The following is a 26,213-nucleotide window of genomic DNA, read 5'->3' on the forward strand; positions in this document are numbered from 1 at the left end:
GATTTTATGCGCCCGTTAAGAACCACCATACATCCCGATTTAAACCCCGAGCAAACCGGCAAGGAACGCATTTTCTTTCGCCGGGCCGCACGCGGTATCATCTTGGACAATGACAATATCTTATTGCTTTACACCGAAAAATATCAGGATTATACCTTACCCGGCGGCGGCATAGACGAAGGCGAAAGCCTGCACCAAGGTTTGATCCGTGAGCTACAGGAAGAAACCGGCGCCACCAATATCCGTAATATCAGGGACTTTGGCTTATACCGGGAATACCGCCCCTGGTATAAAGACGAATACGATGCCTTGCATATGGAGTCTTATTGTTACCTGTGCGATATAGATAAAGAGCTTGGGGAAGCCCGACTGGAAGATTACGAGCAAAGCAACGGCATGAGCGCAGTATGGGTAAATATTTACCAGGCCATCGCCCATAATGAAAAAATCCTGGCCAGGAACAATAAAAAGGCAATGTCGGTGGAGCGGGAAACCTATTTATTAAAACGGATCGCCCGTGAATTGCTCGAAGCAGAAGCCAAAACCGTAAACCTGGGATGACCACCGGCATATACACTTATAAACAATGCCAGGGGCAGCTAAACGGTCCCTGCTGTTCATCATCCCCCGGTTAAATTGACTTTGAAGAGAAAACTTAGCCAAACCTCATAAGATAACTTACATTAAACAGCAAAGCCCGGCTGCCTCCTCTATATTTCTCTCCTGGCACGGCTCATAAAATGAACGAGATTATCACCGTTTAATTCTCACTCTCCTTTTTCAATAGCGCCCTTAAAAGTTAAATTTTAGATAAGAAACAATAATAAAAATTTTATTTTTGATTAAATAAGATATTTCAATTAAGTTAAACAAAAGAAACAAAATTCTGCATTTTCACGCAAATTATTGATTATTACGGGTAGAATTAACGAAATTAAGCTTTTATGATGAGAAAGTGTTATTTCGTAGTAATCGCAGGAGAGCTTAATGCTAACGATTCGCAGAAAATTGATATCCGCCTTTTTAATCATAGCGCTATTGCCGGTGTTAATAGTGGCGACTATCACCTCACATAATGTTATCGGTCAGGCCGAATCCGATTTTATCCAAACCAGCAGCGCAGATATTGCCATTGTCGACCAGTCGTTCACTAACTTTTTTGATATTGTCAGTTATAACGTTTCTTTCCTCGCCGATACCGCTATCGTTCGCGCCACAGAAAAAGGGGACATCAGCACTTACTTCGATGAAGCACGCAAACCTTCGCAGGTAGCCATGGCCAATGGCGGACGGGAGCAGGAAATTTTCGAATTATTCAGCGCCGTCGGCAATAACAACCCGACCTTAGGTTATGTTTATATGGGGGCTAAGAACGGTCAATACCTGGAATGGCCCGGTACCGCCGATTATGAAAACTGGGATCCCCGCACCGAACCCTGGTTTGATCTTGGCAAAGCAGGAAATTTCCAAGTCCAGCGTATTGACGGTTATTACTGGGAGCCGGATGATGCCGTCTATGTCTCGGTATTAAAAGCCTTTAAAGATGAGCAGGAGCAATTTGCAGGGGTAGTGGCGATAGATGTTTCGGTCAAAGCCCTGACAGAGATGGTGCAAAAAATAAAATTCGGCGATACCGGCTTTATCATGATAGTCGAAGGCCGCGGCAATATCTTAGTCGATGCCAGCAACCCGGAAAATACTTTTAAGAGCCTGAACGAACTTAACGCCCCTTATCTTAAAACCATAGCCGCAACCGACTCCGGCGCCGTAGAAGTAAACATAGACGGCATAACTTATATGGCCAATATCGTCAAATCGGACACCCTGGGATGGAAATTTATCGGCTTTAAACAAACGGATGAAATTTTCTCCTCCGCCTCGCAACTGATCTGGGTGACTGTTATTGTCAGTAGCTTGTTGATCGCCCTGTTTATCGTGCTTGGTATTTGGTTTGCCAAACATATTGTCGACCCCATCAATGAAGTAAAAGATGAATTAAAGACCCTGGCGGAAGGGGAAGGCAATCTTACCACCCGGTTGAATATCAAGGGTAAAGATGAAACCAGCCAACTGGCGAGCTGGTTTAACCAATTTATCTCGACCACCCAGGCGATGATCAGTGAAATTAAGTACGATGCCGAAAAAATCAATAATATCTCCGGCAGCGCCAGCGAAAGCGCGGTTAAAGTCGCGGATTCATCCAACCAGCAGATGATCGCCATTGAACAGGTGGTCACCGCAGTCACGGAAATGGCATCAACCGCCAACGAAGTGGCCAAGAACTGCGCCGACACCGCAGACGTTTCCCAGCAAGGGCTGGAAGCTTCCCAGAATGGCAAGCAAGTCATGAACACCAGTATAAACAGCGTCAAACAGCTGGGAGAAAGTATCCGCACCTCCAACCAGGTGATCCAGGAACTTGAGCAGGAAACCGAGAATATCAACAACATCCTGGTTACCATTCAGGGCATAGCCGAACAAACCAACTTGCTGGCCTTAAATGCCGCCATCGAAGCCGCCCGCGCCGGCGAGCAGGGGCGGGGTTTTGCCGTGGTTGCCGATGAAGTCAGGAACCTGGCCAAACGCACCCAGGACTCCACCGGCGAGATCAATAATATCTTAGGGCAATTGACCGAGCGCACCAAAACGGTATCGACCAATATGGAAACCAGTTTGAGCCAGTCTCACGAGGCCATTGCCATATCGGAAGAAGTGCGCACCGTGTTTGACAATATCGAAAACTCGGTTCAGGAAATCCGGGATATGACCACCCAGATCGCCAGCGCCGCCGAAGAGCAGCATCAGGTTACCGAAGACATTAACGTCAATGTCGTGGCCATCAATGATGCCGCCTCCGATATGTCGGCGCTATCAAGTGAAGTGGAAAACAATGCCAGAGAGCAGGCGGAATTGGGAGAAAATCTTTCAGCCCTGGTGTCAAACTTCAAAACCAATTAATCCTGGCATCAACAATACCGCCATGCCTTGATATCTATATGGGCATGGCGTGCAGTTCCCCCTGGTCGCCATGCTTTCATATCCATATGATCATGGCATACTGCTCGTCCTGCTCGTCCTGCTCGCCATGCTTTCATATCCATATGATCATGGCATACTGCTCGTCCTGCTCGCCATTCTTTCATATCCATATGATCATGGCATACTGCTCGTCCTGAGCATAAAAAAGCCGTAACACCTGCGGGATGTTACGGCGGGGATCATTATCACTATTTACTTAATGATATCCTTATTCTTCCTCTGATGATTCCGTTTTTTCTTCAGTTTCCTGTTTATTTTCCGGTTGGTGGCCTTCCCCACCACAACCGCCGCAACAACCCATACGACTCCCCCTCTTATAAGGATTAAATAAAAATATGTTTACTGACTCAGTCATTGAATAATACCCGAGTAATTTACTCGGGTTTTTGATCATGATCAAATGAATATATTTAATACAGATATTAGCCATTTTCCTTTCAATCCCGAACAGAAAAACACCTCAACCCAATAAAGACCATACATGAAGTGCGGGTAACTACTTACTTCCTATACTCTTTTAATTAACTTTTTTCATCGTACAACAAGCCATGTCGTGCGCCTGAAAGTTGAATGCCGACATAAAAAAAAGGCACCCGAAGGTGCCTTTGCCTAACCTACCACTGCTTGTTGAGAGGTTATGGCAGGTTCGCTTGCTCCAGGACTTTGGTATCCCAGTCGTCCGGCAGTTCAATCATATACACCGAACGCTTATCGCCCACATTACCCCAATTTGACGACCAATAGATACGGTTGCCTTCGAGGTTAATCGCCGCCGGTGCTTCATCCCGGTATGCTCCGTCATAAGCGTTATAAGCAGGAGAGATACGCCAGATCACCGGGTTCTCTTCTTCAGGTTTGGTTTGGATCATCATAAACTGGTTGGCTGCCCACAGACTGTCGTCTTTAGCGTAGGTATTCATAAACAACCAGCCGGGCTTGCTTTCTGGCATCTTGCCGTAATGGAAGCTCATGGCCCAATCAAAATCAACATGTCTGGCCACTTCGATACGGTTATCATAGCCGGCATTTTCACCATCAATATAGATGGCATCAAGGCGGTCGGTACGGTTATTCTGGCTGATAAACATCTCCCTGCCGTTTTCGTCAAAAGACCAGCCAGAATGGGTTTCACTGATTGAGATTTTAACCGGCGCCTGGGCATTGTAATCAAAATCTACCGGCCACAGGTGGGCACCGTCAAACCAGGTACCGATATAATTGACAGCGCTTCCGCCATAGGCGGCATCATCCCACTTATAACCCGTGTGGATAACGATGCCTGTGCCTAAAGGAGACATTTCCACCATATTCGGACGGTAAGTAAAAATCGGGGTCTCAGCGCCCTCAGCCTTAGTGGCTTCTATATCTAAGTTGGTACCCGCCAAATCACTGGGGGTCAGGGTATGTACGGTATCGGTTGAGACTTGATAGTGTATAAAGGCATCCACTAAGTAGGTATATGAACCAAACTCGTTCTGGCCGTAATGTACCGCCATCCAGGCCCAGTGATCACTGTCATTTGAGCTGTCCCCTTCCACATCATTGTAAATCTTAAGGGAATTAGGGAATAACTCACTAAAGTCTCTGATCATCACCCGGGTATTTTCCTGATCCCGGACATCGTCAATTTTCCAGAACTGCATGCCCTTGATGTAATAGATACGGTAAGGGTGATTACCTGAGGTATCCCAACGTATTTCGTGGTTTTCACCTATGCTAGTGCCGTCTTGATGGTTAAGATTGGCAATCACTTCACCGGTGATGCGGTTGAGCACTTTACTTGAGGTTGAATTGCTGCCAAATACCAGCAGTAAGTCACCGGCAGAGTTTTCCGGAGAATAACGGGAATAAACGATTAAGGCATCTTCAACACCGTCACCGGCTAAACGGGTGATCTTGGCGCCTGTGGTCGGGTCGATAATAGACTCGCCGATAGCCGGCGCTTCAGTGCCAAAGTCAGGGGTGATCACCTCTTTGCCCAGGACAAAGCTACCATCGCTGCCGCCGTCAGTACCGCCATCTGTGCCGCCGTCAGTACCACCATCTGTGCCGCCGTCAGTACCGCCGTCAGTACCGCCATCTGTGCCGCCGCTATCTTGTACCGAGAAAATAAAGGTGTGCAGGTTATCGCTGATATTATCGGAACTATCGCTGCATTTTACATACAATTGGCTCGGCTGCTCATCGGCATTCAGCGCATAAGTATGCATAAGGTCACCGCCGGATGCCTGCATGCTGATATCCATCGCGGCAAAAGCATCACCACTGTCGATGTCGGCTTTACAGTCCGCCGCTTCATCGGTTTCTATAGTCAAGGTGATAACACGGCTGTCATCTGCTAATAAAGTCGTTTGTTGAATAGCCTGTCTGCTTCTGGGAGCACTCAAATCAGCAAGACCATAGGTCACCACCAGCATGGGACGATACTCAGCTGCTTCATAATTGGAGTTGGCGGTAATATTTTGAACATTGGCATTGGGGTTGCTGTGAAATAGCGCCCAGCCCTGGTTAACACAACTGCCTTGCTGTATACATTGCAAATCTGCGGTCACGTCAACTTCGTAGCGGGTACCGACAAGATCCGTCACTTGAGGGGTAAAATGAGGGGATTGCGCCAGATCTTTCAAGACCCCCTGAAAATAATCGGCATTAAGATCTTCCGGAGAATCGGGGTCTGACAGGCGCCACTTGACATCGGTACCGGCAGAATCATCCCGGGACTCACTATTGGCGCCGGCGCGAAAGCCATAGCCAACTTTCCAGCCGGTGGCATAGGCCTGACCTAAATTATCGGGATCCAGGATTTGTCTGACATATATCTCGGAGGCAACATAAACACCTCCTCCAACACGGGTAAAAATTAATTTGGCAGAAGAAATATCACTTTTCTGGCTGATATCGCCTAAGTCGAAATGCTCCAGGTTATAATAGCGGTTAGCGCCGTCATACCTGAAATAATGAGATTCTCTGATAGAATTCTGTGCTCTGGAACCACTAAAAATCGTAGATGTAGCCCCGTTAAAACCGTTAGCTCCCTGCTGATATGTAACTATTTCTACAGCAGCAACATTGAAACTAAGAAACAACGTAATACATAGCGACAACGCTGAAGAAATTTTCCTAAACATAATGACCTCTCAACAAACATTAATGTTTTTTATGTCAACCTAAGCACTAAGCACCTCAATGTAAAAAGTACAGGTTAACCTACATCCTTTTATTTACTGCCTAGATAAATCTTTACCATCGCACCTCTCTATTCTGTCGTGCCGGTTATCAGTGGGTTGCCATTCTAATGAAAGCAAAAACACAAAACCACACCTGTACAAAAAATAACCAACCCACTTGTAGTTGCATATTGCAAACAAATACGCCAAAACAGCTTTTACAAAGTAAAAAGAATAAGTTAGCAATAGTGATAGAAATTAAAAAATCTTTTCCGGTATAAAAAACACCAAAAACCCGAGCCAGAGTAAGAGATTTCGCACAACAATAAGGGGCAATCCACTGATCACACCATAACTAAGCAATAAAGAATATCATCCCTAAAAACATATCAGGGTGATATAAAAAGAATAAGCGGCAGGCGAGAAGAAAAACTAAACCGGTAAATTAAGCATCTAACCGATAAAATATGATTTATGTTATTACACTAGGGCAATACTGATTACAGGCCCTTATATTAAGCGTTAAGGTTTAACCATAATGATGGCAAATTTTCTTACGACTTTGTACCTGAGCCACGGCAGACAGCGCAATAACTTGTCCGCCGCCATGTTCACAGGCTTGGCTAAGGGCCTTGTCGGCTCTTTGTACACAGGTGTCTAAGGACTCCCCGAGCTCTATTTGCACAGCTCCTAAACTCAAGGTTATCGCAATTGGCTTGCTCTGGTAGCAAAAGTCGGCGGCTAGAATCGCCTGGCAAATTTTTTTCCCGACGATTTCACCTCCCTCCAACCCGGTCTCAGGCAATAAAATAATGAATTCTTTGCCTGCCCAGCGGGCTAATATATCTCCGCAGCGCAGGCGCTGCTTTAATACGCGGGCAACTTCCGCCAGCACATAATCACCGCAGGCAAAGCCATAATCTTCATTAATACCGTGAAAGTTATCGATTTCAGCCCTGAGCACGGAAAAATGATGCTGACTGCGATAGAAACGTTCAAATTCCTTTTCCGCCTGCACGATAAACTGACGGCGATTACAGGTGTTGGTCAAAGCATCGACACAGGCGAGTTTTTCCAGTTTCAGGTTTGCCTGTTTAAGGGCTTGTGTGCGTTCCTGTACTAAACGAGCCAATAATTGGGCATGGCTATACAAGCTCTTGATACGCCAGCGATACCATAAAGCCAGCAATAAGGCGGTAATAAAAACCAGGGTTAAGATTGCAGCCTCCCCCGGCAGGCGGTTGAGCACTTTTTCACTGGCATTTTTATCGCTGTCAAAGCCCCCGGATTGATATTGCACTTGCTCAGCATTAACTATGTTTAGCGGCAAAGTTTTCCCGGCAAAGGAGTCAGCTGGAGAGGGCTGCGGTTGGTCAGAGGCAAACACTTGCCCAAAAGCCAATAAGGAGCACATGAAACTAAAAGATAAAATGAGCGAACGGGCAAGACGTGTTAACTGCTTTGCTTTTTTCATGGAATCCTCTGCACAGCCCTTTCCAAGAGCTACTATCTGGCTAAGTAATCCGTTAACAAATTACACTATGCAATAAAAAGTAAATAACATAGGTGAACAAAAAGCAAACAAGCCGAAATGCCTTTACAGAAGATTATTTACAAATGCTCCCGGGTACCGGCGCTTATATAGCGACAACAGCCTTGTTTATAAAACAAAAACAAGATAGCCTGCGGCAATAAATAACAAATAATAATTTAAGGAAGATTTTGTCTGAAATAATATTTGGTCCCTTGCTTGGCCTGGAAAACGACCAGCTATACAGTTTTTGTGTCCTAACCCGAAGCGGTTCGCCACTACAGCTTAAAATTGCAGACAAGTTATATCCGGCAAAATGCCTGGCCCAGACCCCTTCGGGGTTTTTCTGGCGGGCAGAAGTCGACATTCCGCTCACGGAAACAAGCCAACAGCTAAGTTATAGCTGGCACAATGATGACGGACCGGCCCTGTGCACACAAGATACTGTGTCCAGCTGGGCTTTTACCGTCCCCGGCAGCAGTGAGTCAGTCAATATCGCATATGCCAGCTGCAACGGCTTTCACCACCCCAGGGATAAAGACAAAGAAAAATTCGATTATGCCTTATGGCATAAAATGCATCTTGAACAAAAGCAGCAGCCCTATCATTTGCTGATCATGGGGGGGGACCAAATTTATGCCGATGAATTACCTATGTCTCCTTCGGCGCCCCATTTAAATCTCTGGTTTAAATCATCGGAAAAACAAAAACGGCAAACCTTTGACAGCCCGCAAATCCATCAGGAGCTGGAACAGCTCTTTGAGCGCCAGTACTTTAATACCTGGGGACAAACGGATATTGCCGCCATGCTGGCATCGATACCCAGCATTATGATGTGGGATGATCATGATATCATCGACGGCTGGGGCTCATATCCGGAACAAAAGCAGCAATGCCCGGTTTTTCAGGCGATTTTTCACTGGGCGAATATTTATTTTCGCTTATTTCAGTTGCGGGGCATGCAAGAGCCGCTGCTAAACGACAAGCATCATGCCAGCTATTGCATCCTCTTTCGCCGTCAGCTTATTGTCGCTATGGACAACCGCAGTGAACGGCAAATAAAACGCATTATGAATAAAGATCACTGGCAGCTTATTCATAACAAAGTCGATGAGCTCAAACCCGATGCCGATAATATTTTCTTGCTCAGCGCCGTGCCTGTGGTTTATCCCGACTTTGAGCGGATAGAGAAATTCATCGGTTTTATCCCTTATGCCAGACAATGGCAGGATGATATTCGCGATCATTGGCGTGCCAGCGGTCATAGAAAAGAAAGGGCGCAAATGATCCGCTGGTTATTATCTGAGCCGATGCAAAGCTTCAGGCAAAGATTTATTCTCTCGGGAGATGTCCATGTCGGCGGCTTCGGTCAGCTCTGCCGTAATAAAAAGCAGAAAAAAGCGGGAAGCCCCCCGCTGAACTGGTATCAGGCGATCAGCTCCGGCATCGTCAACTACCCGCCGAAAAGCTGGGCCTGGCCGATTTTACGCTTTTTTATGGACAGCGGCAGGGAGCATAAAAAAGGCCAAGGGGGCTGGTTCTGCCGGTTGTTCCGCCTCGGTAATAAAGACAAATTGTTAAGGGAGCGCAATTACCTGCAGTTGCGAATACAAGAAAACACCAGTTTGTTATCCTGGAAAACCGAAAAAGGGGATATCAAACGCGAGATCAAAGAATAAAACACCATAAACTCACCGCTAAAAAGCTGGCGCATAATTTTTTAAGCGCAATAAAAATAGTTGGAATGAAAAATGCTTGGTTATAGATGTTTTCTGGTGCAGCAATAAATTGACAGGGCTGAAATAACACCGGACTCACTTAACACTATGACGACAAGATAAATCGAGGTGCTATTATGCTTATTATCAGCGGTTCAGCCGAATACATGGCAGAGAATGAAAAGTTTACTAAAGGTGACAGACACATTATCACTTTGTTTTTACAAAACGGTGAACTTGAAGACAACCTGGATAACATTGAGAATTTTCTCGTGAATTTAGGTTGGGATGAAATCCTAATTGAACAAACAGAATGGGTCGCCGATAACTCGACCATAGAACACAGCATTCTTCAGCAGGCCTATGCCAAAGCTGAAACCCAGGGAATATCCCTGGTGGCTTTTAATGAACCTATGGCCTGTGCAGCCTAACCCACGATTGGCGGCGACTTCAGCGGTTCACAGCAATGCCCCTATCAGAAGATAAGCAAGCGTGTTATTTTCTGATAGAGGCATCGGCTGCATAGCTGGCTATAGGGCCTACATTGCTAATTTTTAACCTTATTCCAGCCCTTACTGGCTATTGTCATCATCAGCAATACCAAACCACCGGCAATAAGCCCTACTATGCCCTCAAAAACGATTGGCAAGACTGCGCTTGAAAAACTCCCCAGGGTCACGGCCAGCTGCGCTACCAAAGCAGTAATTTGCTCGCTCAGGGCATGAAAACTATGCACTAATATGCCTCCCCCCACTAAAAACATGGCAATAGTACCGACTATGGTTAACATCTTCATCATGTTAGGGGCAAAAATCAATAAACTGCGGCCCGCGAAACGTTGCAGGGAGTTAAAGGAGCCGGACACCGACTTTCTCAGCAGATACAGGCCCAAATCATCTATTTTGACAATCAGCGCCACCAGGCCATAAACACCGACGGTGATCGCTATAGCCAGTGCCGACAACACCATCAGCTGCATCTCAAAAGTTTGCTCCTGCAGCGTACCCAAAACAATAACAACAATTTCCGCCGATAACACAAAATCTGTCCTGATGGCGCCGCGGATTTTCTCCTGCTCCACCGCCACCAGATCTGTGTCGCTCTCAGCCAGTAACTTGAGTTTTTCCTGATGGGCCTGCCCAGCGCTTTCCCGGTGAAACAACTTTTCAAAAACTTTTTCAAAGCCCTCAAAACACAGGAATAAACCGCCAAGCACCAGTAAAACCGTAATTAGCGGCGGATAAAAGGCGCTGATCAGCAAGGCTGCCGGCACCAAAATCAGTTTATTGAGAAATGAACCTTTCGCCACCGCCCAGACAACCGGCAATTCACGATCGGCTTTTACGCCCGAGGCCTGCTCGGCATTTAATGCCAGATCATCCCCCAACACACCCGCTGTTTTTTTCGCCGCCACTTTCGAAAGCGCCGCAATGTCATCTAATACCGTGGCAATATCATCAATTAATGCCAATAAACTCGAACCGGCCAAGTTGTTTTCCTTATGTTTTTTTGCCCTTACGGGTCTGTAAATTTAGCTCAATAATACCTAATTTTCGTGATTTTTGTCGCTTTTTATTGAAAATCTGTCGCAAAGCTACGAGAAAAACCGCCATTTGCAACCAGACTTAAACAGTCGGTCAGGAGACTGATAAATAAAGGAATTATTAAAATAACCATAAGTTGTTACCATAACAATAAGGACAAACCTATGAAATATCTTTCAACCCTCGCACTATCGGGCCTTTCACTGTTTGCTTTGCAGGTAAATGCCGCCCAGCTCGATGCCGTCGTGGATGTTCAAAGCAGCACCGCCGGCAATGTCAGCGCCACCTTAACCATCACCAATAACGGCCAGGCGACAGAAAAAATCCTCAGCTGGTATACCGACTTAGAAGAAGAAAAAATCTTTCACGTGCTAAGAGACGGGGTAGAAGTTGAATTTATGGGGCCCCACTATAAACGTCATGCCCCGACGGCAAAAGACTTTATCAAGTTAAAATCCGGCCAGTCCCTTAGCCGCAGTTTTGAACTGACCTCCCTGTATGACATGAGCGAAGCGGGCAACTATGAGATCAGTTACGATGTCAGCTCGCTGCACCTGTTTAGCAACGATCAACCGACAACTCAGGAGAGCGGCATCAACAAGGTGAAAAGTGCCAACGTTGAACGCCTGTCTTCCAATGCCTCATACCTGTGGCTGGACGGCGTGCAATCCAAAGGCTTGGCTAAGGTCAGTAAAAAACCAGGCGGCAGCACCGAATGTATCGACGGCACCTGTTTTAGCGGCCGCTGCAGCAACAGTGAAAAAAACAGCATTTTCAGCGCGCTCGATGCCGCCGATCAAATGGCTAACGACGCCGTTGCTTACCTGAACTCTCACTCCGCCAGTAATACTTCGGCCCGATATGAGACCTGGTTTGGCGAAGCCACCAACAGCCGCTACAATACCGCGGCAAGTAATTTTGACGCCATTAATGACGCCATAGACAACGAGTCCATCACTTTTGACTGCAGTTGTAACCAGTCTTACTTTGCCTATGTCTATCCTAACCAGCCTTATAAAGTTTACCTGTGCCGGGCATTTTGGAGCGCCCGTGAAACAGGCACAGATTCACGTGCGGGCACTATCATCCATGAGCTGAGCCATTTTAATGTCGTTGCAGGCACAGATGATGTGGTTTACGGTCAGTCCGGTGCGAAAAGCCTGGCAATTTCCAACCCGAACCAGGCATTAAACAATGCCGACAGCCATGAATACTTTGCTGAAAATACCCCGTACCAGAATTAATAGTTAATTGACTATAATATAAAGCTTATCGGCGGGGCAGAGCCTGCACTGCCGGTAAGCTTTTTGACCTTGAGTTTAACAGCCTTATGACAACAACAAGATTAAAGTGGCTGCTGATCTTCGGGATAACCCTGGTACTTGCCTATATTTTTTCTACCGGGCAGATATCAGTTAACCGGGTGATTGCAGAAACCATGGCCACTAACAATAAAGCACCTTTTCAGTGCCGGATCTCCCTTGCCGATAAGCAAGTGCTTGAAGCAGGAGTCTGGATAAACTTTACCATCAGCAATACCAGCGATCAGGATTTAGAACTCTTATCCTGGTATACCCCCTTTGAAGGTTTTATGGGCGAGCTCTTTGTAATTAAAGATGTCGAAGGAAAAACCTTGAGTTACCAGGGACCTAAGGTAAAACGCCTGACCCCTCAACCATCAGACTTTATTTCCATATCAGCCCATAGCGAACTTGATACCGGGCTTGATTTAACCTTGGTATATCCCTTATCAAAAGGCAGTTATTCCATCAGCTTAAAGCCAAGACGACTGGAATATAAAACCCGGGTTAACGATGCCGGCTTACTCCCCTTTAATTGTCCTGCACAGGAGTTAACACTTGATATCCATTAAACCAGACAGACGATGATCCCTGCTAAACGCCATTCCAAGAGCAGCTAAGGGCATGTAAACACTGCCTTTAGCTGCCTGCTACATCGGCATCCCTCCTTGTCGATACAAGTATCCCCAGCCATTAAATAAACCTTTTAATTTATTTACCTTTACTTTTGTATGCAAACATTTTACTTTATATACATTAACAAATAAAAAGGTTTGCAAAAATGAAATTACTTATCGTCAGCGGCAGCCAGAGAACTCCCTCCCAAAGTGCAAAAGTCGCCGGTTACCTCAGCCGGGTAGCCACGCAGTTCAGCGAAACACACCATATTGAATTATGCCGCTACCACTTACCTTTCTGGGATGGCGAGCAGGAAAGTAAAACCGATGAAAGCAGCAGCTGGCCCCTGCTCAGTGCCAGGATCAGGGAAGCCGATGCGCTGATCCTGATCACCCCGGAATGGGGAGGCATGGCGACACCGATATTAAAAAACTTCTTATTGATGTGTGATATGCAGGAAGTTGCCCATAAACCTGTGTTGCTGGTTTCTGTGGTCAACGGCATCAGCGGCGCTTACCCGATAGCCGAATTAAGAATGAATGCCTTAAAAAATAATAAACTGGTGGCAGTGCCCGATCATTTGATCATTCGCAATGTCGAGGAAATGCTTAACGACAATAAATCGCCGCAGAGCAAACTTAACCTAGCAGCCACATCCTTTGAAACCGAACAGACAGCAAGGCGGGATTCAGCCCTTAAAGCGCGGATCAACTACAGTTTGCACATGTTATATCAGTACAGCCAGGCATTATCCGCCATACGGCACCAGCATCTGCACAAGCCCTATCCCAAACAACAGGAATACAGATACGGCATGTAAAGTACTGCCGACATCTTACACCGAACTGAAACAAGACATAGAGGGTTCACCATGTTACATCTTGAACATATAAATTTAGTGGTTACCGATATCCCCAAAGCCCTGCGCTTTTATCAGGCCGCCTTTCCCCATTGGCAAGTGCGCGGCGGCGGTGAAGGCAGCTGGTCCGGCAAACCCAGAAACTGGCTGCATTTTGGCGATGACTACCAATATATCTGCTTCAATGACGACGGCACAGGGGAAAACCGTGATCTGAGCGGACATCAGGTTGGCCTGGCGCACTTTGCTTTTGTCACCCAAAACCTTGATGCCATCATCCGGCGGTTACAGCAGGCCGGATTTGAAATAGATAAACCCGGCGCAGAAGATGCCTACCGCAAGAATGTCTATTTCAAAGACCCCGATGGCTTTGAGGTCGAGTTTGTCGAATATCTCAGCGACCTGCCCGGAGAAAGAAACCGCTATTAACGGCTCCCGGCAGCCGAGGTTAACAGCTGACGATAAGCACCTTGTTGCTCAGACCAGCAAAATTGTCCGACCGATGGCGCCCGCGGCAACGCTTGCTGTGCTTTAAGGCCTGCCAGCCCGGCCAGGTGCTCTGCCAGGTTAGCTGCTTCATTGCCTTGATCAGAGTAGCAAAATTCTCCTGAAAAAAGTTCCGGGTAAGCCAGCCGATCCGGCACCACAGGTACACAACCGGCGGCGACCCCTTCAAGCACAGCAATGCCCTGAAAATCATGCAGCGCCGTGGACAACACCACATCCGAATTTTGCAATAAATCATTATATTCCCGGCGGCTGTCAACATGACCCCAGGTGGCAATCAGCGCGCAGCAGTCTTTTTTCAGTTGCTCAAACACCGGCGGGATATCACGAAATTGCTGGCCGACCAGGTGAAAACGCACCCGGACGTTTTGCTGTTTAAGGGCCAACATCACCCGGTATAACAACTCGGGCCCCTTATCGTACTCCCAGCGGTGATTCCAGATGACTTGCAAAGGGCCGCTTTGACTTTCACCTTTTGTTAGCGCCGTATCTAATACAGGCACAGGCAAAATCCTGGTTTTGCTCGCCAACAGCTCAATTAACCCCGGCGGCACCTGATCCGGCAGCTTTTTCAATAAGGCATCGGCACCGTTAAAGAAAGTCTCTTTATTGTAGCGGGTATTAAAAACCACAAAATCCGCGGCCAATGCGCTATACAGGCTTAATACCTTAGGTTCAACCGAAGAAAACTCTTTGCCGGAAAGCGGATAGGCAAACTGATTTTCATGAAAGTAAACAATCGACGGCACCCCGGCAAGGGAAGGCACCAGGCCTTTTAGGGCGGACAAATCCGTCATGGAAGTGGCAATCAATAAATCATAAGGCTGCTCGAGGCACTTTCGCTCACTAAAAGCCCAGCTCAGGCTATTGCCCCTTACCCGCCAGGAAAAAAAACGCCCCGGCAAGGTCAGTACCGTCCAGTCATATTCGGGAAACTGCTCTACCAGGCCTTTACGCCAATATTGATGACTTACCGCATCATAGGCTGACAATAACAAGATGCGCATCGGGCCTTCCAACAAAGAATAAAACGCTTATGGTAATGCAATTAAGCCTTAAACTCTATGCGCGCAACTCGCTTAGCCGATAGTCCATACGCCTGCCCGTCTGCGCAAAACCGCGTAAATAGCGGTCGACGATTTTCCGGTACAGCCCGGTATCCCTTAAGCGCTGCAAAGCAAAGTTAAAATCATCCCGCGGGGTTTTATCTTTAAAAACCGTTTGCGTTGGGCTGTCAACGTTCAGGGCACTGATTGACAACAGTTCATAAAAAATCCCCCTTCGCCGGTGTTGACATAATTAATGGTATTACGCCGATAATGAAAAAGACTCAAGTCAAGCACTCTCAGGTCAAGCCTCTGCTTAAATTGCAGCACTGGTTGGCCATCTCCCGATATAAGGGATTGGCTCCAGCTCCGGAAAGATTTTACCAATACCCGCTTATCTTTTAAATTCTGCATAGCCTCAATGGCAAAGTCCTGGTGTTTTAAAGAAATCAGTGAGGTGGTAAAGCGTGTGGTGATTGACGAATAAAAATAACCGCCAACCACCTTTCCCCTCTACCATAACCAGGGCATGGGCAACAATCTCCGGGCTGATGCCGCTGTCATCCCCCCGGGAGGAATGTACTCAGGGAAAGCCACCATTTCTTTACCGCCGGCAATCAGGCTAAAAAATAACAAAGAAAGACATAACAATTAACAGAAACATTCAATGTCATAACGGGCAGGATATCACTGAAGAATAATGATCAGCATAACGCTATTCCTGCATCAGATAACTGCACGCACCAACAAAGACGCTAGCGGCTTAGTTCGAGTATTAAGCAAAATACCACTAAACTGATATTAGCTGTGAGTTGCTCAAAACTGAGTCAGGCCAAAATAATGAAGTTATTTAGGTTAACTTATCTTCATTTGATAATTAGCTTTATTGCTCTCCCTTGCCTATATGCCCCTTATGGCCATACCTCCTCCCGGCCCTCCTTCGAGAACCACCCGCCAAAGGCCGGCAAACATCATCAGAAAAATGAGGACTCAGGTTTAGAAACCATTACCGTCACGGCGCAAAAGCAGGAGCAAAACCTGCTGGAGGTACCGCTTGCCATTACCTTGCTTAACCGGGAGCAAATCGAGATGACTTATGCCGCCAATATCGAACAGCTGCAATCCCTGGTGCCAAGCCTGAGTTTCAGAAAAGGCAATACCACCCGCAATTCCGCTTTAACCTTAAGGGGCATAGGCACCATTTCTTTCAGTATTGCCGCCGAACCCAGCGTATCCACAGTTGTTGACGGGGTCGTGCTCGGCCGCTCGGGCCAGGCTTTTTCCGGCTTATATGATCTTGAGCGCATCGAAGTATTAAGGGGGCCGCAGGGCACCTTATTCGGAAAAAATGCTTCCGCCGGCGTGGTCAATATCGTTACCCGGGAGCCCGATGATGATTTTACCGCCTCGATAACCACCAGCTATTTTCAGCAGGACGAATACCGGCTCAATGCCCGCATGTCCGGCCCGTTAAGCGACAGTATTTCCGGCAGTTTAAGCCTGTTGCGCGCCGGGTTTAACGGTCACCTGAGTAATGTTTATACCCGGGAGCGGGCCGACGGCTATAACCACCAGGGGGCCCGCGGCATTTTGCAATATAAAAATGACAAGCATAACCGGGAGCTGAAGTTTATCCTTGAGTACTTTGACGCCGACGATACTTGCTGCACCGATATCGAAGGCTTGCCAAGCGGTTTTAACAGCACCTCGGAGGCAGCTCCCGACAGCCGGGGAATTGTTGACGGTGTTGCCGACATCGACCTTGGACAGCGCAAGATAGATCATGACTTTACCACTAAAACTTTAGATAAAACCTCGGCGCTGTCATTTCATATCGAACAAGATTATGCAAAACATCACTTTCATGCCATTTCCGCCTACCGGCGCTGGGAAAACACCGAAATTCGCGAAGGAGATTTTTCCTCAACCGGGGGAAAAACAGCGCAGCCGGTGGACTTTTCTTCAGTGTTTTATCAAATGCACGATATCGGCCCGCAACTATGGCAACAATTTTCACAGGAGTTCAGGCTAAGCTCAATCAATAACGATCCGGACAATAACGGTAATAGCTACCAGCTCGGTGCATTTTTCTGGTATCAGGATGTAGATCGCAACTTTACCCGTTTCGCCAGCTGCCAGAACGATAAAGGACAAAATCAGGATATTTTACAGCAAAACCCCGGCCTCACCTGCCTGGCCACAGAGATAGTCGATGCCAGGGCCGACATGTACAGTAAATTCATTAACTATGCCCTCTATGGCAGCGGTGAATATTTGTTTCGCGAAGACTTACACTTATTGTATGGCCTGCGTTTTGGCCATGACAAGCTTTCCTATCATCACAAACGGGTCAATAACGATCCCTGGGGCAGAGCCGGGGTCGGTGTTCAACGGCGCAGTCATGATACCCGGCTTAACGGCGAAACCCGTGATAACAAGCTGTCAATAAAACTCGGCGCCCGTTATCACTTATCCGGCTCCGGCCAAATTTATGGTCACTGGAGCCAGGGCTACAAAGGACCCGGCTTTAATGTTTATTACAACATGAAACCAACGGAAACCGGTGTTATCGATGCCGAACAGTCGGATGCTTTTGAACTCGGTCTTAAGTACAACCAAAACAATTTGCTGTTAACATCGGCATTATTTTATAGCCGCTTTACCGGCTTCCAGGCCAATAATTTCGACTGCAGCACCGGGGTTTGCATCACCCGGCTCACCAATGCAGGAGATGTGTCTACCCGGGGAATTGAAGCGGACTTTTTCTGGCAAGCCGGCGATAACTTAGAGTTTTATGGCGGAGTTTCCCTGGTACGCGCCCAAATCGATAAATTTAACTGCCCTTTGGAACAAGCATGCAGTGCCAGATCCGGTTTAGAAGTGCCCTTTTCTCCCGATCGCAAATACTCCATCGCCGCCAATTATTATCTTGCAACCCAAAGGGTTCAGATCAAAATCAATGCCAGCTATAACTATACTGATGAGCAATACGCAGAATTACCGGACAATGAAGGTATATTTTCCCCTGCCGCCTTGCTAGCGTCCTATGGTCTTTGGAATGCTGCCATTGAATTTTCTTTTGCCGATGATCAATACCGGCTTTCCCTGATTGGCAAAAACTTAGCCGATAACAGCTACACTAACACTTATAGCGGCAGTGGTTTCAGATATAAAATTCCCCGTAATGCCGACCGTTATTTTGGACTTTCATTACAAATCAACTTTGAATGATAACGGCTTCTATTTTGTAAAAGAGTAAATAACGAGAAAAGATGTCAGCTATCAATAAATGCTCCCCCACACCCAGGAAACACCCCAGCTTTTTAGGGGTGATTTTCGCTTTGTCATACCTGACATTCCCTTGGTTTCAACCTGTATTTGCCAAAGAACCCCCGTCAGTCGTGACACATGCAGATACAAGCCCAAAAAACATCATCTTGACCATATCCAGCCGCAATGACTCAAACGTCGCATTTTATCGTGATTTATTACAGCAAGCCCTGGCCCTGAGCGGTTACCACACCAAAATAAATTTTATCGGTAACTTAAGTTATTTACGGCAGGTTAATTACCTCAAACATGGAAAAATAGACTTAATCTGGCGGCTGGGCACTCATGAAAGAGATTTGGCCTTTAAGCGGGTTGATATCGGCCTGACCAACGGCATGATCGGCAAGCGTATCTTCCTGATCCCCAAAGGCGATCAGTGGAAATTTGACCGTATCAACAAGCTGACTGATTTTATCAAACATAAACTGACCGGGGGTTTTGGTGAAAAGTGGTTTGATATTGAGATCTGGAAATACAACCGGCTGCCTTATGTGGAAATTCCGGGGGATAACAATAAAATTTATCCCATGCTCGCCAGTAAAAGGCGTAATATCGACTATTTGTCACGGGGCATGAATGAAATTATCGGTGATGCCAGACTATATCCTGACCTTGAAGTTGAGCAAAGATTATTATTTATTTATCAAAGGGATATATATTTTTACCTGGGGCCGTCAGCAATACAATATCACTCGATACTGGAGCATAGCTTACGGCTGGCAGAAAAAGCGGGATTGATCAAAACCTTGATACATAAACACTGGGGTGATATCGGCAACCTTTTGCAACTGGATAAACGCCACAGAATACACCTGCAAATGCCTCCCGAGGAGGAGCTGACAAAGTAAATATAACACCGGAGCAACGACTTCCCCTGCACAGCTGATGATTATTTAAACGATTGACAATTGCAAATGTTAACGATATGTTATATTTGCACCTAATTCAGGGCATTTATCACATTAATAAAAAGGACGTATTATGAAAATTAAACTGAATAAGCAAAAAATCAAAAACCTGTCTAGAGATCAACAAGCTTTACCTCAAGAGATGACCCCGCAAGTTGCCGGCGGCGGTATCACGGGTTATCCGAGACCCTGGCCTTCAGAAACAGGCAACCGCTATTATGCCTGCGAATGTTAAATCAACTTTAGGGTAAATTTGAATCTCAAGGGATTAACAGTTAATCCCTTGATTAAATCCGGCAGAAAAGTATTAATGCAATGCCGCCCTAAAAGGCAGTTTTTCACAAATCCTGGCTTCTTCCACTAAAATTTCTTCCAGTCGAAGGTCAACTTCCGCCTTGTCAAAATATTCGTAGGCAAGTTCTACAAATAAGTTTTTATGCTTCTCTTCTGACTTGGCAATGGTGACATAAAAATCTTTTTCTTTGCCTTCGGGCAGGGCTTCAGCCACCAAAGAAAAACGCTCATGTCCCCGGGCTTCGATCACCGCGGCCACCAATAAACGATCCATCAGGAAAACTTCGCGGCCATTGCGAAAAACCTTACGTATCTCTTTGACATAAGTGTCTTTTTTATCATCTGCCAAATCAACATCTCTTGCCAGCAGGATTTTCACCACTTGTTTAAAATGGATCATTTCTTCTAATGCCAGATCTGTCATCGCCTTCACCAGGTTTCTTCTGTCGGGATAATGGGAAAGCATAGACATGGCCATACCCGAAGCTTTTTTCTCGGCGGCGGCGTGATCCTGCAAGAAGGCATCAAAATCCGCCAATACGGCCTCGGTCCAGGAAAAAGGGGTATGATATTTTAATTCAAACATAGGACTACAAATACAGCAAAAGAAGCAATTTTACCCGCGATAAGCCCCATAAAGGAAGGGAAATTTTTCTTTAACTATCCCTTCCCCATTGCTTAGGCTACTTTATCTATTTTCCCGCCCTGGGTGGCTTCTATCTTAAGGGGATGGCGGACCTTATTCCAGGCGGTCACCTTGCCGCCGATATTGATACGATCAAACCCCTGCTCGAGACCTTCACCCGGAATAACATTTAAAAACGCCAATAACCGGGAAAAACTCTCTTGTTCACTGACATCCAGCATCAGTAAGTCTTGCTCCCTGCCCCGGAAATATTCGAGAATATCTTGCTGGTGGCGCTGGTAACACCCCAGCAAAAAGTCATCCCGGTCAAGGTTTTCCTGCGTTAACGGATGAAACACCCGGTTATAGCAACGCTTTAAAGTCGGATTAAAACCGCCGTCACTGCGCTGTAAATTGACATACATACGTTTGAGTAACTGGCGGATAGAAGGCAGCCATAACTCTGGCTCGCGTGTTAAGTAAATAAACTTAGCCCCGGGATAATCAAGATCCAGCTGCCGGTAATCGCAAAAAACCGGGGTATCGGCAATCACCTGCGCCTGCGTCATCGCCGCACGGGTATAGGCGGTATGGGCGGTTTTAAACCCCAGGTTTAACATCGCCAGGCAAACACTGGTGGTGGCGGTTCTCGGCAAACCGATAATAAAAATTTTATCTTGCATCACGTCACAACATCTTTAACGGGAAAAGGCACAGTAAAGCGCTATAAAAACACGCTTTCACGGCAACAAATGAATTTGGCAACCTGGGGTAGTCAGTACTACGGGGCGTAAATCATTTTCAAAACGAGGGGATTCTACCCCGGGAGGCAGATATTTACCAGCACCTGCTGCATCCGGGGAATGTCGGTTTTACCGCAAAAACCGGGTAATATTAAACAGACAAGGGCTTGACTAAATTTCAGTTAAGCCCTTGCTCCGGCAACTATAAAGCTTCGTGATAGAATTCCGCCAACTCCCTGCGCAAGCGCTGTTTTTCCTTTATCGCTTCAATCTCACGCCATTTCCTTTTGCGGGTTTTATTATTTTTCTTCTGCTCAGTTAACGATTCATCACCGTAAATATCGTCGAACTCTTCCCAGTTATTGAATTTCATTATCTTTCCTCACCTGTGCAAGATAAAGCCACTGTAAATAGCCAATATGACAGTATTGTTATCTTAATATGACATTTACATGAACTGACACCGCTGTTAATCCTGGCCGCAAAAGGGTGAAAAAACACGGGCAAAACCAGGTATTTACCCGGGTAAAAAAACCATAAGCTTACAGGGGAAATGGCCTGAAGAAGCCAGATTCGCAGGATTTAACGACATCTTCTACAATTAGCCATTACTACCGGCGGATGTTTGCCATAGGTATGGGTCATGTCATCACCGAGCATCAAGCAAAAATTTCAATTGCTATCGGGTTTAGTCGTTATCACCATCTGCTCTCTTGGCTGGCTAAGCCAGTATACCGCCACCAGCATCCACCGGCTCGGAGAAATAAAAAACCAGGTAGCGCGCATCGAAAATAGCATGTTAATGTTGCGCCGCCATGAAAAAGACTTTCTCGCAAGAAAGGCATTGAAATACCACACCCGCTTTGCTGATAACCTGGGAACCCTCAATAATCAGCTGGGGCGACTTATTCCCGAATTAAGCGCCAATAACATGGAAACTGATCAAGCCAGGCAGATCAGCCGCTTTATTCAAGAATATAACAAGCACTTTAACGCTTTAGTCTCGGTCCAGCAAAAAATTGGTTTACACGCCAAAGATGCCTTGTACGGCAACCTGCGAGATGCCGTGCACCAGGCTGAAAACGCCATCAATACCTTAAAAGATCAGGCTTTACTCGCCGGTATGCTTACCTTGCGGCGCCATGAAAAAGACTTTCTGTTACGACTTGATGGCAAATATGCCGATAAACTGGCAGACGCCAGCCAGACCTTGCTTGCCCAAATAGCAAGCAGCCGGCATAAAAAGCAAAGCAAACAAGCATTAACACAATATATCAACAGCTATCAGCAAAACTTTAACGCCTTATTTATCGCCAGCAAAAACAAAGGGCTCGACAGTAACTCCGGCATACTGGGTCAAATGCGCGAAACCGTGCATAAAACCGAAGGCCTGCTGCAGCGCCTGAGCCGGGACAGTGAACAGGCACTGTTAACGAAAGAGCAAGCCCTGTTCAGGCTCAACCTGTTACTTTCCCTGCTGTTATTTACCGCGATAATAACCATGATCTTTTTCATTGCCCGCTCTATTACCCGCCCGGTGGCACAAATGTTGACGGCGGTTGATGATTTACGTGATGGCGACGGCGATCTCACCTACCGCCTGCCGGACTTTGGCCGGGATGAAATAGGAAAAACCGCCCGCTCGATAAACGGTTTTATTGAGAAAATCCAGGGAGTATTGGCCGAAATTCTTGAAACCGCCCAGGCCATGAAAAACGCTTCCCAGGAAGTCAGTATCACCGCCCAGACCCTGAGCCAGAACTCTTCAAACTTAGCGATCAGCGTCGAACAAACCAGCTCATCACTGGAGCAGATGAATACCACCATCACGCAAAATGCCGGCAATGCCAGGCTGACCAACACCACGGCAACAGAAGCAGCCGAGCAGGCAAATAAAGGTGAAACCGCGATGCAGGAAACCTTATCCGCCATGAAAAGCATTACCGATAAAATCGCCTTAATCGAAGATATCGCCTACAAAACCAATTTACTGGCATTAAATGCCGCCATAGAAGCCGCCCGGGCCGGCAGCCATGGCAGGGGATTTGCTGTCGTGGCCGAAGAAGTGCGGAAACTGGCGGAGCGCAGTCAAAGCTCGGCCCAGGAGATTAGTAAGTTGGCCGCTAGCAGTGCTGAAGTGGCGGAAAATGCCGGCAAGCTGATCAGCAACAGCATACCCAATATTCAAAAAACCGCCGATCTGGTGGTGGAAATCACCTCCGCCTCGGAAGAGCAAACCAGCGGCGCCCACCAAATCAGTTTAGCCATGGATCAGGTGAACAACAGCTCACAGCAAACCGCCTCGGCTTCGGAAGAACTTGCCAGTACCGCCGAAGAAATGTCGGCCCAGGTCAACAGCCTGGTGGCGTCCATTGCCTTTTTCAAGCTGGACCATAACCAGGACTGATCCTATATAGCAGGCCTTAGCCTGACTTGGATAGACACGGCAGTGTTGCTGTGACAAGATAACTTCATCTGCCGACAGCCATGCCGAAAAGAATGAAAACCGAAATAAACAGTAAAAAGCTGGCATTAATCCAAACCGCCATGAAGCTTTTTTACCGCAAGGGCATACATGCCGTGGGCATCAATGAAGTCCTTAAAGTATCCGGTATCGCCAAAAAAACCCTTTATCATCACTTTTCATCAAAAGACGATTTAATTCTCGCCTGCCTGCATTACCGGGAGCAACTTTTTATTGATTGGTTCAAGCAGCAACTCGATGCTGTTCCCGCCGGAAAAGCGGCGATCCTCGCAATATTTGACGCCCTTGACAGCTGGTTTAACAACCGCAGCCCGGCCATGGGCGAGTTCAACGGCTGTTTTTTTATCAATGCCAGCGCCGAATACGGCCGGGAAGATTCATTGATTTATGCCGCCTGCCAGCAACATAAAAGCCATGTCCGCGCGATAATCAAACCCCATGTCGATGCCTTTGAGGCCGATGAAAACAAAAGCAACCAGCTCACGGACAGCCTTTGCCTCCTCAAAGAAGGGGCGATCACTACCGCTAAGGTACAGGCCAAATTAAGCGCTGCCCGGGATATTAAACCCCTGGCCGCCTCATTAATTAACCACCCGCTCCGACAAGCTAACATTTAACACGGGAAACAAATCAACAAGAAAATCCCATTTAAAGCAGGCTGAAACTTGTTCTCCCGGCAAAGCAAGTCAATAATAGCTGAGCAAGCTCGAAGATATAATAACAGCCGGGAAACCGCCTTTTAGCTAAAATCAATTGGGGCCAACTATGAGTTTACTTTGCAAACACTTCATCTTGGGATTACTGCTTCTGCTAACAGCACAGGTTTTTGCCGCCAAAGAGGCCAAAGAACTGCCGCCCTTAGATCCCAAGTTCATGGGGATTCATCCCATGGTCTTAGTCAATAACGGCTCAGACATTCTCGCTTCATATTTGCCTTCCTACCAGGCCCCGAAAAATCATCAGTTAGTCTACAAACTTAAGGTAAAAGATGTTGCCCTGGTACAGCTGGTCAGGGATGGCGACTTCATTACCATAGAACCCAAACCTTTTAATTTACAACGCCTAATGCGGGGAGAGTCAATTAGCATCAAGGCGGATGTTTACATAGGACATTATAAGCGCGGCGGCACGCTCACCTATAAAAGCAAAGAGCTTAGTTTCGACAGGAAACTCTATCACCGCACCTTAGTTGAACTCGCCCCTTCCGGCAAAATGCAGGAATATGACGCGGTCAACCTGGGAAAAAATTATAAATTGCTTATCCATAAAATCCAGAAAGCCCCCAGTTTTGATCATTTGCTGGTTATAGATGCAGTCGCCGGCTGCCTGTTAAAATTTAATACCAGCTCGGCCACGCCAAAAGAGTCCGAATTGCATTATAAATTTTTCCATTGCGGCACCATCAAACCTTTATATTACGAAACCCAGGATTTCAGCGGTTGATACTCCCGGGAGCGGCTTTTGCGGGCGGCGATAATAAAGCCGCTTTGCCGGTATTTGTAACGAAAGGTAAACAAGGTATTGAAACTAAAAACAATAGCCATATTACAGCTTAAATAGAACAACAAGATAAATAACCAGAATAAGACATAGAGAGGAGCTGTCATGTCATTTTTTAACAAAGTCCTTGGCGCCGTCGGCATAGGCGCGGCCAAAGTAGATACCCAGCTGGCAAACACTGAGATTGAACCGGGGGGAGAAGTTTGTGGCATAGTCAAAATCACCGGCGGTAAAACCGAGCAAAATATCAATAAAATCGATTTAGACCTGCTGTGTAACTACACGGTGGAAATCGAGCGGGAAGACTCAGAAGGCAACAGTGAAACCATCACAGAAGTCAGACAGCACATCTTGGATCGCTTTAAAATAGAAGAGACCTTCACGATTACCCCGGGCGAAGTGAAAGAGATCCCTTTTGCTTTTACCTTATCTGAAGATGCCCCGCTGACGGTCGGCCATTCAAAGACCTGGATAGACACTAACCTGGATATAGAAATGGCCCTGGATAAATCCGATAAAGATTATCTGCAGGTTGTGCCAAGCCATTTGCAGCTGGCGGTGATCCATGCCCTGGAAGCCATTGGTTTTAAACTTTATGAGGCCGACTGTGAAGGTATCGAATCAGCCACTTTCTCCCGGTTACCTTTTGTACAAGAGCTGGAATTTAAAACCATTTCCGGGGATTTCCATAAAAAACTCGATGAAGTGGAAGTGGTCTTTTTCCCACGGGGCGAGCAACTGGAAATTATTTTTGAAATTGACCGCAAAGCCAGGGGCTTTATGGGCTTTTTCAAAGAAGCCCTGGATCTGGATGAATCCAATGCCCGCATGGTGATAAGCGAGCAAGACCTGGACTCCCTCGCCGAAGATATCTACGATATCATCAATAGCAACTGCTGATCGGCAATCCCCCTTACCAGGAGCAGAAAAACGGCTCCTGGTAACAATATAAGCCAAGCTGACGGCACCACGCCTTCCGACATATTTTGTAAATAAAA

General features: G+C 46.6%; 25 protein-coding genes. 15 read left to right on the plus strand and 10 right to left on the minus strand.

The genetic code is table 11. From position 1 onward, the window contains the following. Window positions 1-6: 6 nt before the first annotated feature. Window positions 7-561, plus strand: coding sequence for an NUDIX domain-containing protein (locus tag SG35_RS21430; RefSeq protein WP_044832107.1), 555 nt, complete (start codon window positions 7-9; stop codon window positions 559-561). A gap of 426 nt (window positions 562-987) precedes the next feature. Continuing rightward, window positions 988-2,958 carry a methyl-accepting chemotaxis protein gene (locus SG35_RS21435; RefSeq protein WP_044832106.1) on the plus strand — a complete coding sequence of 657 codons (1,971 nt, stop codon included), beginning with the start codon at window positions 988-990 and terminating at the stop codon, window positions 2,956-2,958. A 289-nt stretch (window positions 2,959-3,247) separates the two neighbouring features. On the opposite strand, the gene SG35_RS21440 is transcribed toward SG35_RS21435, so the two are convergent. From SG35_RS21440 to SG35_RS21450, 3 genes are all read right to left on the minus strand, one after another. Further along, the gene (locus SG35_RS21440; RefSeq protein ID WP_044832105.1) at window positions 3,248-3,469 is read right to left on the minus strand and encodes a hypothetical protein; all 222 of its coding nucleotides are present in this window, start codon (window positions 3,467-3,469) and stop codon (window positions 3,248-3,250) included. A gap of 205 nt (window positions 3,470-3,674) precedes the next feature. Then, on the minus strand, window positions 3,675-6,167 hold the full coding sequence (locus tag SG35_RS21445; RefSeq protein WP_152646557.1) for a hypothetical protein: 2,493 nt from the start codon (window positions 6,165-6,167) through the stop codon (window positions 3,675-3,677). Window positions 6,168-6,735: 568 nt separating this feature from the next. Then, window positions 6,736-7,680: a GGDEF domain-containing protein gene (locus SG35_RS21450; RefSeq protein WP_053042933.1), complete on the minus strand. Its 945-nt coding sequence runs from the start codon at window positions 7,678-7,680 to the stop codon at window positions 6,736-6,738. 248 nt (window positions 7,681-7,928) lie between these two features. On the opposite strand from SG35_RS21450, the gene SG35_RS21455 reads away from it, so the two are divergent. Beyond that, window positions 7,929-9,416, plus strand: coding sequence for an alkaline phosphatase D family protein (locus SG35_RS21455; protein WP_160298260.1), 1,488 nt, complete (start codon window positions 7,929-7,931; stop codon window positions 9,414-9,416). Window positions 9,417-9,592: 176 nt separating this feature from the next. Next, a complete protein-coding gene (locus tag SG35_RS21460; protein WP_044832102.1) occupies window positions 9,593-9,886 on the plus strand; it encodes a hypothetical protein in 294 nt (97 codons plus the stop codon). Window positions 9,887-10,002: 116 nt separating this feature from the next. Here the strand turns inward: SG35_RS21460 and SG35_RS21465 are convergent, their stop codons facing one another. Further along, a complete protein-coding gene (locus SG35_RS21465; RefSeq protein WP_044832101.1) occupies window positions 10,003-10,944 on the minus strand; it encodes a DUF808 domain-containing protein in 942 nt (313 codons plus the stop codon). 219 nt (window positions 10,945-11,163) lie between these two features. On the opposite strand from SG35_RS21465, the gene SG35_RS21470 reads away from it, so the two are divergent. The 4 genes from SG35_RS21470 to SG35_RS21485 all read left to right on the plus strand — a co-directional run bounded on the left by SG35_RS21470 (window position 11,164) and on the right by SG35_RS21485 (window position 14,206). Continuing rightward, window positions 11,164-12,243 (plus strand): M35 family metalloendopeptidase, encoded by a 1,080-nt coding sequence (locus SG35_RS21470; protein ID WP_053042932.1) that lies wholly within the window; start codon window positions 11,164-11,166, stop codon window positions 12,241-12,243. Between the two features lie 86 nt (window positions 12,244-12,329). Then, window positions 12,330-12,872: a hypothetical protein gene (locus tag SG35_RS21475; protein ID WP_044832100.1), complete on the plus strand. Its 543-nt coding sequence runs from the start codon at window positions 12,330-12,332 to the stop codon at window positions 12,870-12,872. 209 nt (window positions 12,873-13,081) lie between these two features. Beyond that, a complete protein-coding gene (locus SG35_RS21480; RefSeq protein WP_044832099.1) occupies window positions 13,082-13,738 on the plus strand; it encodes an NADPH-dependent FMN reductase in 657 nt (218 codons plus the stop codon). A 51-nt stretch (window positions 13,739-13,789) separates the two neighbouring features. Continuing rightward, window positions 13,790-14,206 (plus strand): VOC family protein, encoded by a 417-nt coding sequence (locus SG35_RS21485; protein ID WP_044832098.1) that lies wholly within the window; start codon window positions 13,790-13,792, stop codon window positions 14,204-14,206. On the opposite strand, the gene SG35_RS21490 is transcribed toward SG35_RS21485, so the two are convergent. Next, window positions 14,203-15,291, minus strand: coding sequence for a tRNA-queuosine alpha-mannosyltransferase domain-containing protein (locus SG35_RS21490; RefSeq protein WP_044832097.1), 1,089 nt, complete (start codon window positions 15,289-15,291; stop codon window positions 14,203-14,205). The two genes, SG35_RS21485 and SG35_RS21490, sit on opposite strands and share 4 nt — an antisense overlap. A gap of 55 nt (window positions 15,292-15,346) precedes the next feature. After that, entirely contained in the window at window positions 15,347-15,544 is a 198-nt protein-coding gene (locus SG35_RS21495) for a hypothetical protein (RefSeq protein ID WP_044832096.1), read from the minus strand. A gap of 626 nt (window positions 15,545-16,170) precedes the next feature. Between SG35_RS21495 and SG35_RS21500 the strand changes: the two genes are divergently transcribed. The 3 genes from SG35_RS21500 (at window position 16,171) to SG35_RS21510 (ending at window position 19,803) form a co-directional block, all read left to right on the plus strand. Next, the gene (locus SG35_RS21500; protein ID WP_084692643.1) at window positions 16,171-18,561 is read left to right on the plus strand and encodes a TonB-dependent receptor; all 2,391 of its coding nucleotides are present in this window, start codon (window positions 16,171-16,173) and stop codon (window positions 18,559-18,561) included. A 206-nt stretch (window positions 18,562-18,767) separates the two neighbouring features. Next, complete coding sequence (locus SG35_RS21505) at window positions 18,768-19,508, plus strand: hypothetical protein (protein WP_160298259.1); 741 nt, start codon at window positions 18,768-18,770, stop codon at window positions 19,506-19,508. Between the two features lie 133 nt (window positions 19,509-19,641). Then, window positions 19,642-19,803, plus strand: coding sequence for a hypothetical protein (locus SG35_RS21510; protein ID WP_160298258.1), 162 nt, complete (start codon window positions 19,642-19,644; stop codon window positions 19,801-19,803). A 72-nt stretch (window positions 19,804-19,875) separates the two neighbouring features. Here the strand turns inward: SG35_RS21510 and SG35_RS21515 are convergent, their stop codons facing one another. From SG35_RS21515 to SG35_RS21525, 3 genes are all read right to left on the minus strand, one after another. Further along, window positions 19,876-20,448, minus strand: coding sequence for a MiaE family protein (locus SG35_RS21515; RefSeq protein WP_044832094.1), 573 nt, complete (start codon window positions 20,446-20,448; stop codon window positions 19,876-19,878). 92 nt (window positions 20,449-20,540) lie between these two features. Next, complete coding sequence (locus SG35_RS21520; RefSeq protein WP_044832093.1) at window positions 20,541-21,170, minus strand: sulfotransferase; 630 nt, start codon at window positions 21,168-21,170, stop codon at window positions 20,541-20,543. Between the two features lie 262 nt (window positions 21,171-21,432). Next, window positions 21,433-21,603, minus strand: a complete 171-nt coding sequence (locus tag SG35_RS21525) for a DUF3545 family protein (protein ID WP_084692641.1) — start codon at window positions 21,601-21,603, stop codon at window positions 21,433-21,435. 270 nt (window positions 21,604-21,873) lie between these two features. Here SG35_RS21525 and SG35_RS21530 point away from each other — a divergent pair, with 270 nt between their 5' ends. The 3 genes from SG35_RS21530 to SG35_RS21540 all read left to right on the plus strand — a co-directional run bounded on the left by SG35_RS21530 (window position 21,874) and on the right by SG35_RS21540 (window position 25,158). Continuing rightward, window positions 21,874-23,637, plus strand: a complete 1,764-nt coding sequence (locus SG35_RS21530) for a methyl-accepting chemotaxis protein (RefSeq protein WP_053042930.1) — start codon at window positions 21,874-21,876, stop codon at window positions 23,635-23,637. Window positions 23,638-23,729: 92 nt separating this feature from the next. Beyond that, complete coding sequence (locus SG35_RS21535; protein WP_236702558.1) at window positions 23,730-24,332, plus strand: TetR/AcrR family transcriptional regulator; 603 nt, start codon at window positions 23,730-23,732, stop codon at window positions 24,330-24,332. Window positions 24,333-24,480: 148 nt separating this feature from the next. Beyond that, on the plus strand, window positions 24,481-25,158 hold the full coding sequence (locus tag SG35_RS21540) for a hypothetical protein (RefSeq protein ID WP_044832092.1): 678 nt from the start codon (window positions 24,481-24,483) through the stop codon (window positions 25,156-25,158). Here SG35_RS21540 and SG35_RS21545 read toward each other — a convergent pair. Continuing rightward, window positions 25,131-25,322, minus strand: a complete 192-nt coding sequence (locus SG35_RS21545; protein ID WP_274055222.1) for a hypothetical protein — start codon at window positions 25,320-25,322, stop codon at window positions 25,131-25,133. The genes SG35_RS21540 and SG35_RS21545 overlap by 28 nt on opposite strands. Here SG35_RS21545 and SG35_RS21550 point away from each other — a divergent pair. Next, complete coding sequence (locus SG35_RS21550; protein WP_044832091.1) at window positions 25,321-26,115, plus strand: sporulation protein; 795 nt, start codon at window positions 25,321-25,323, stop codon at window positions 26,113-26,115. The two genes, SG35_RS21545 and SG35_RS21550, sit on opposite strands and share 2 nt — an antisense overlap. Window positions 26,116-26,213 lie beyond the last annotated feature (98 nt).

The organism is Thalassomonas actiniarum, assembly GCF_000948975.2.
GTDB classification, from domain to species: Bacteria; Pseudomonadota; Gammaproteobacteria; order Enterobacterales; family Alteromonadaceae; genus Thalassomonas; species Thalassomonas actiniarum.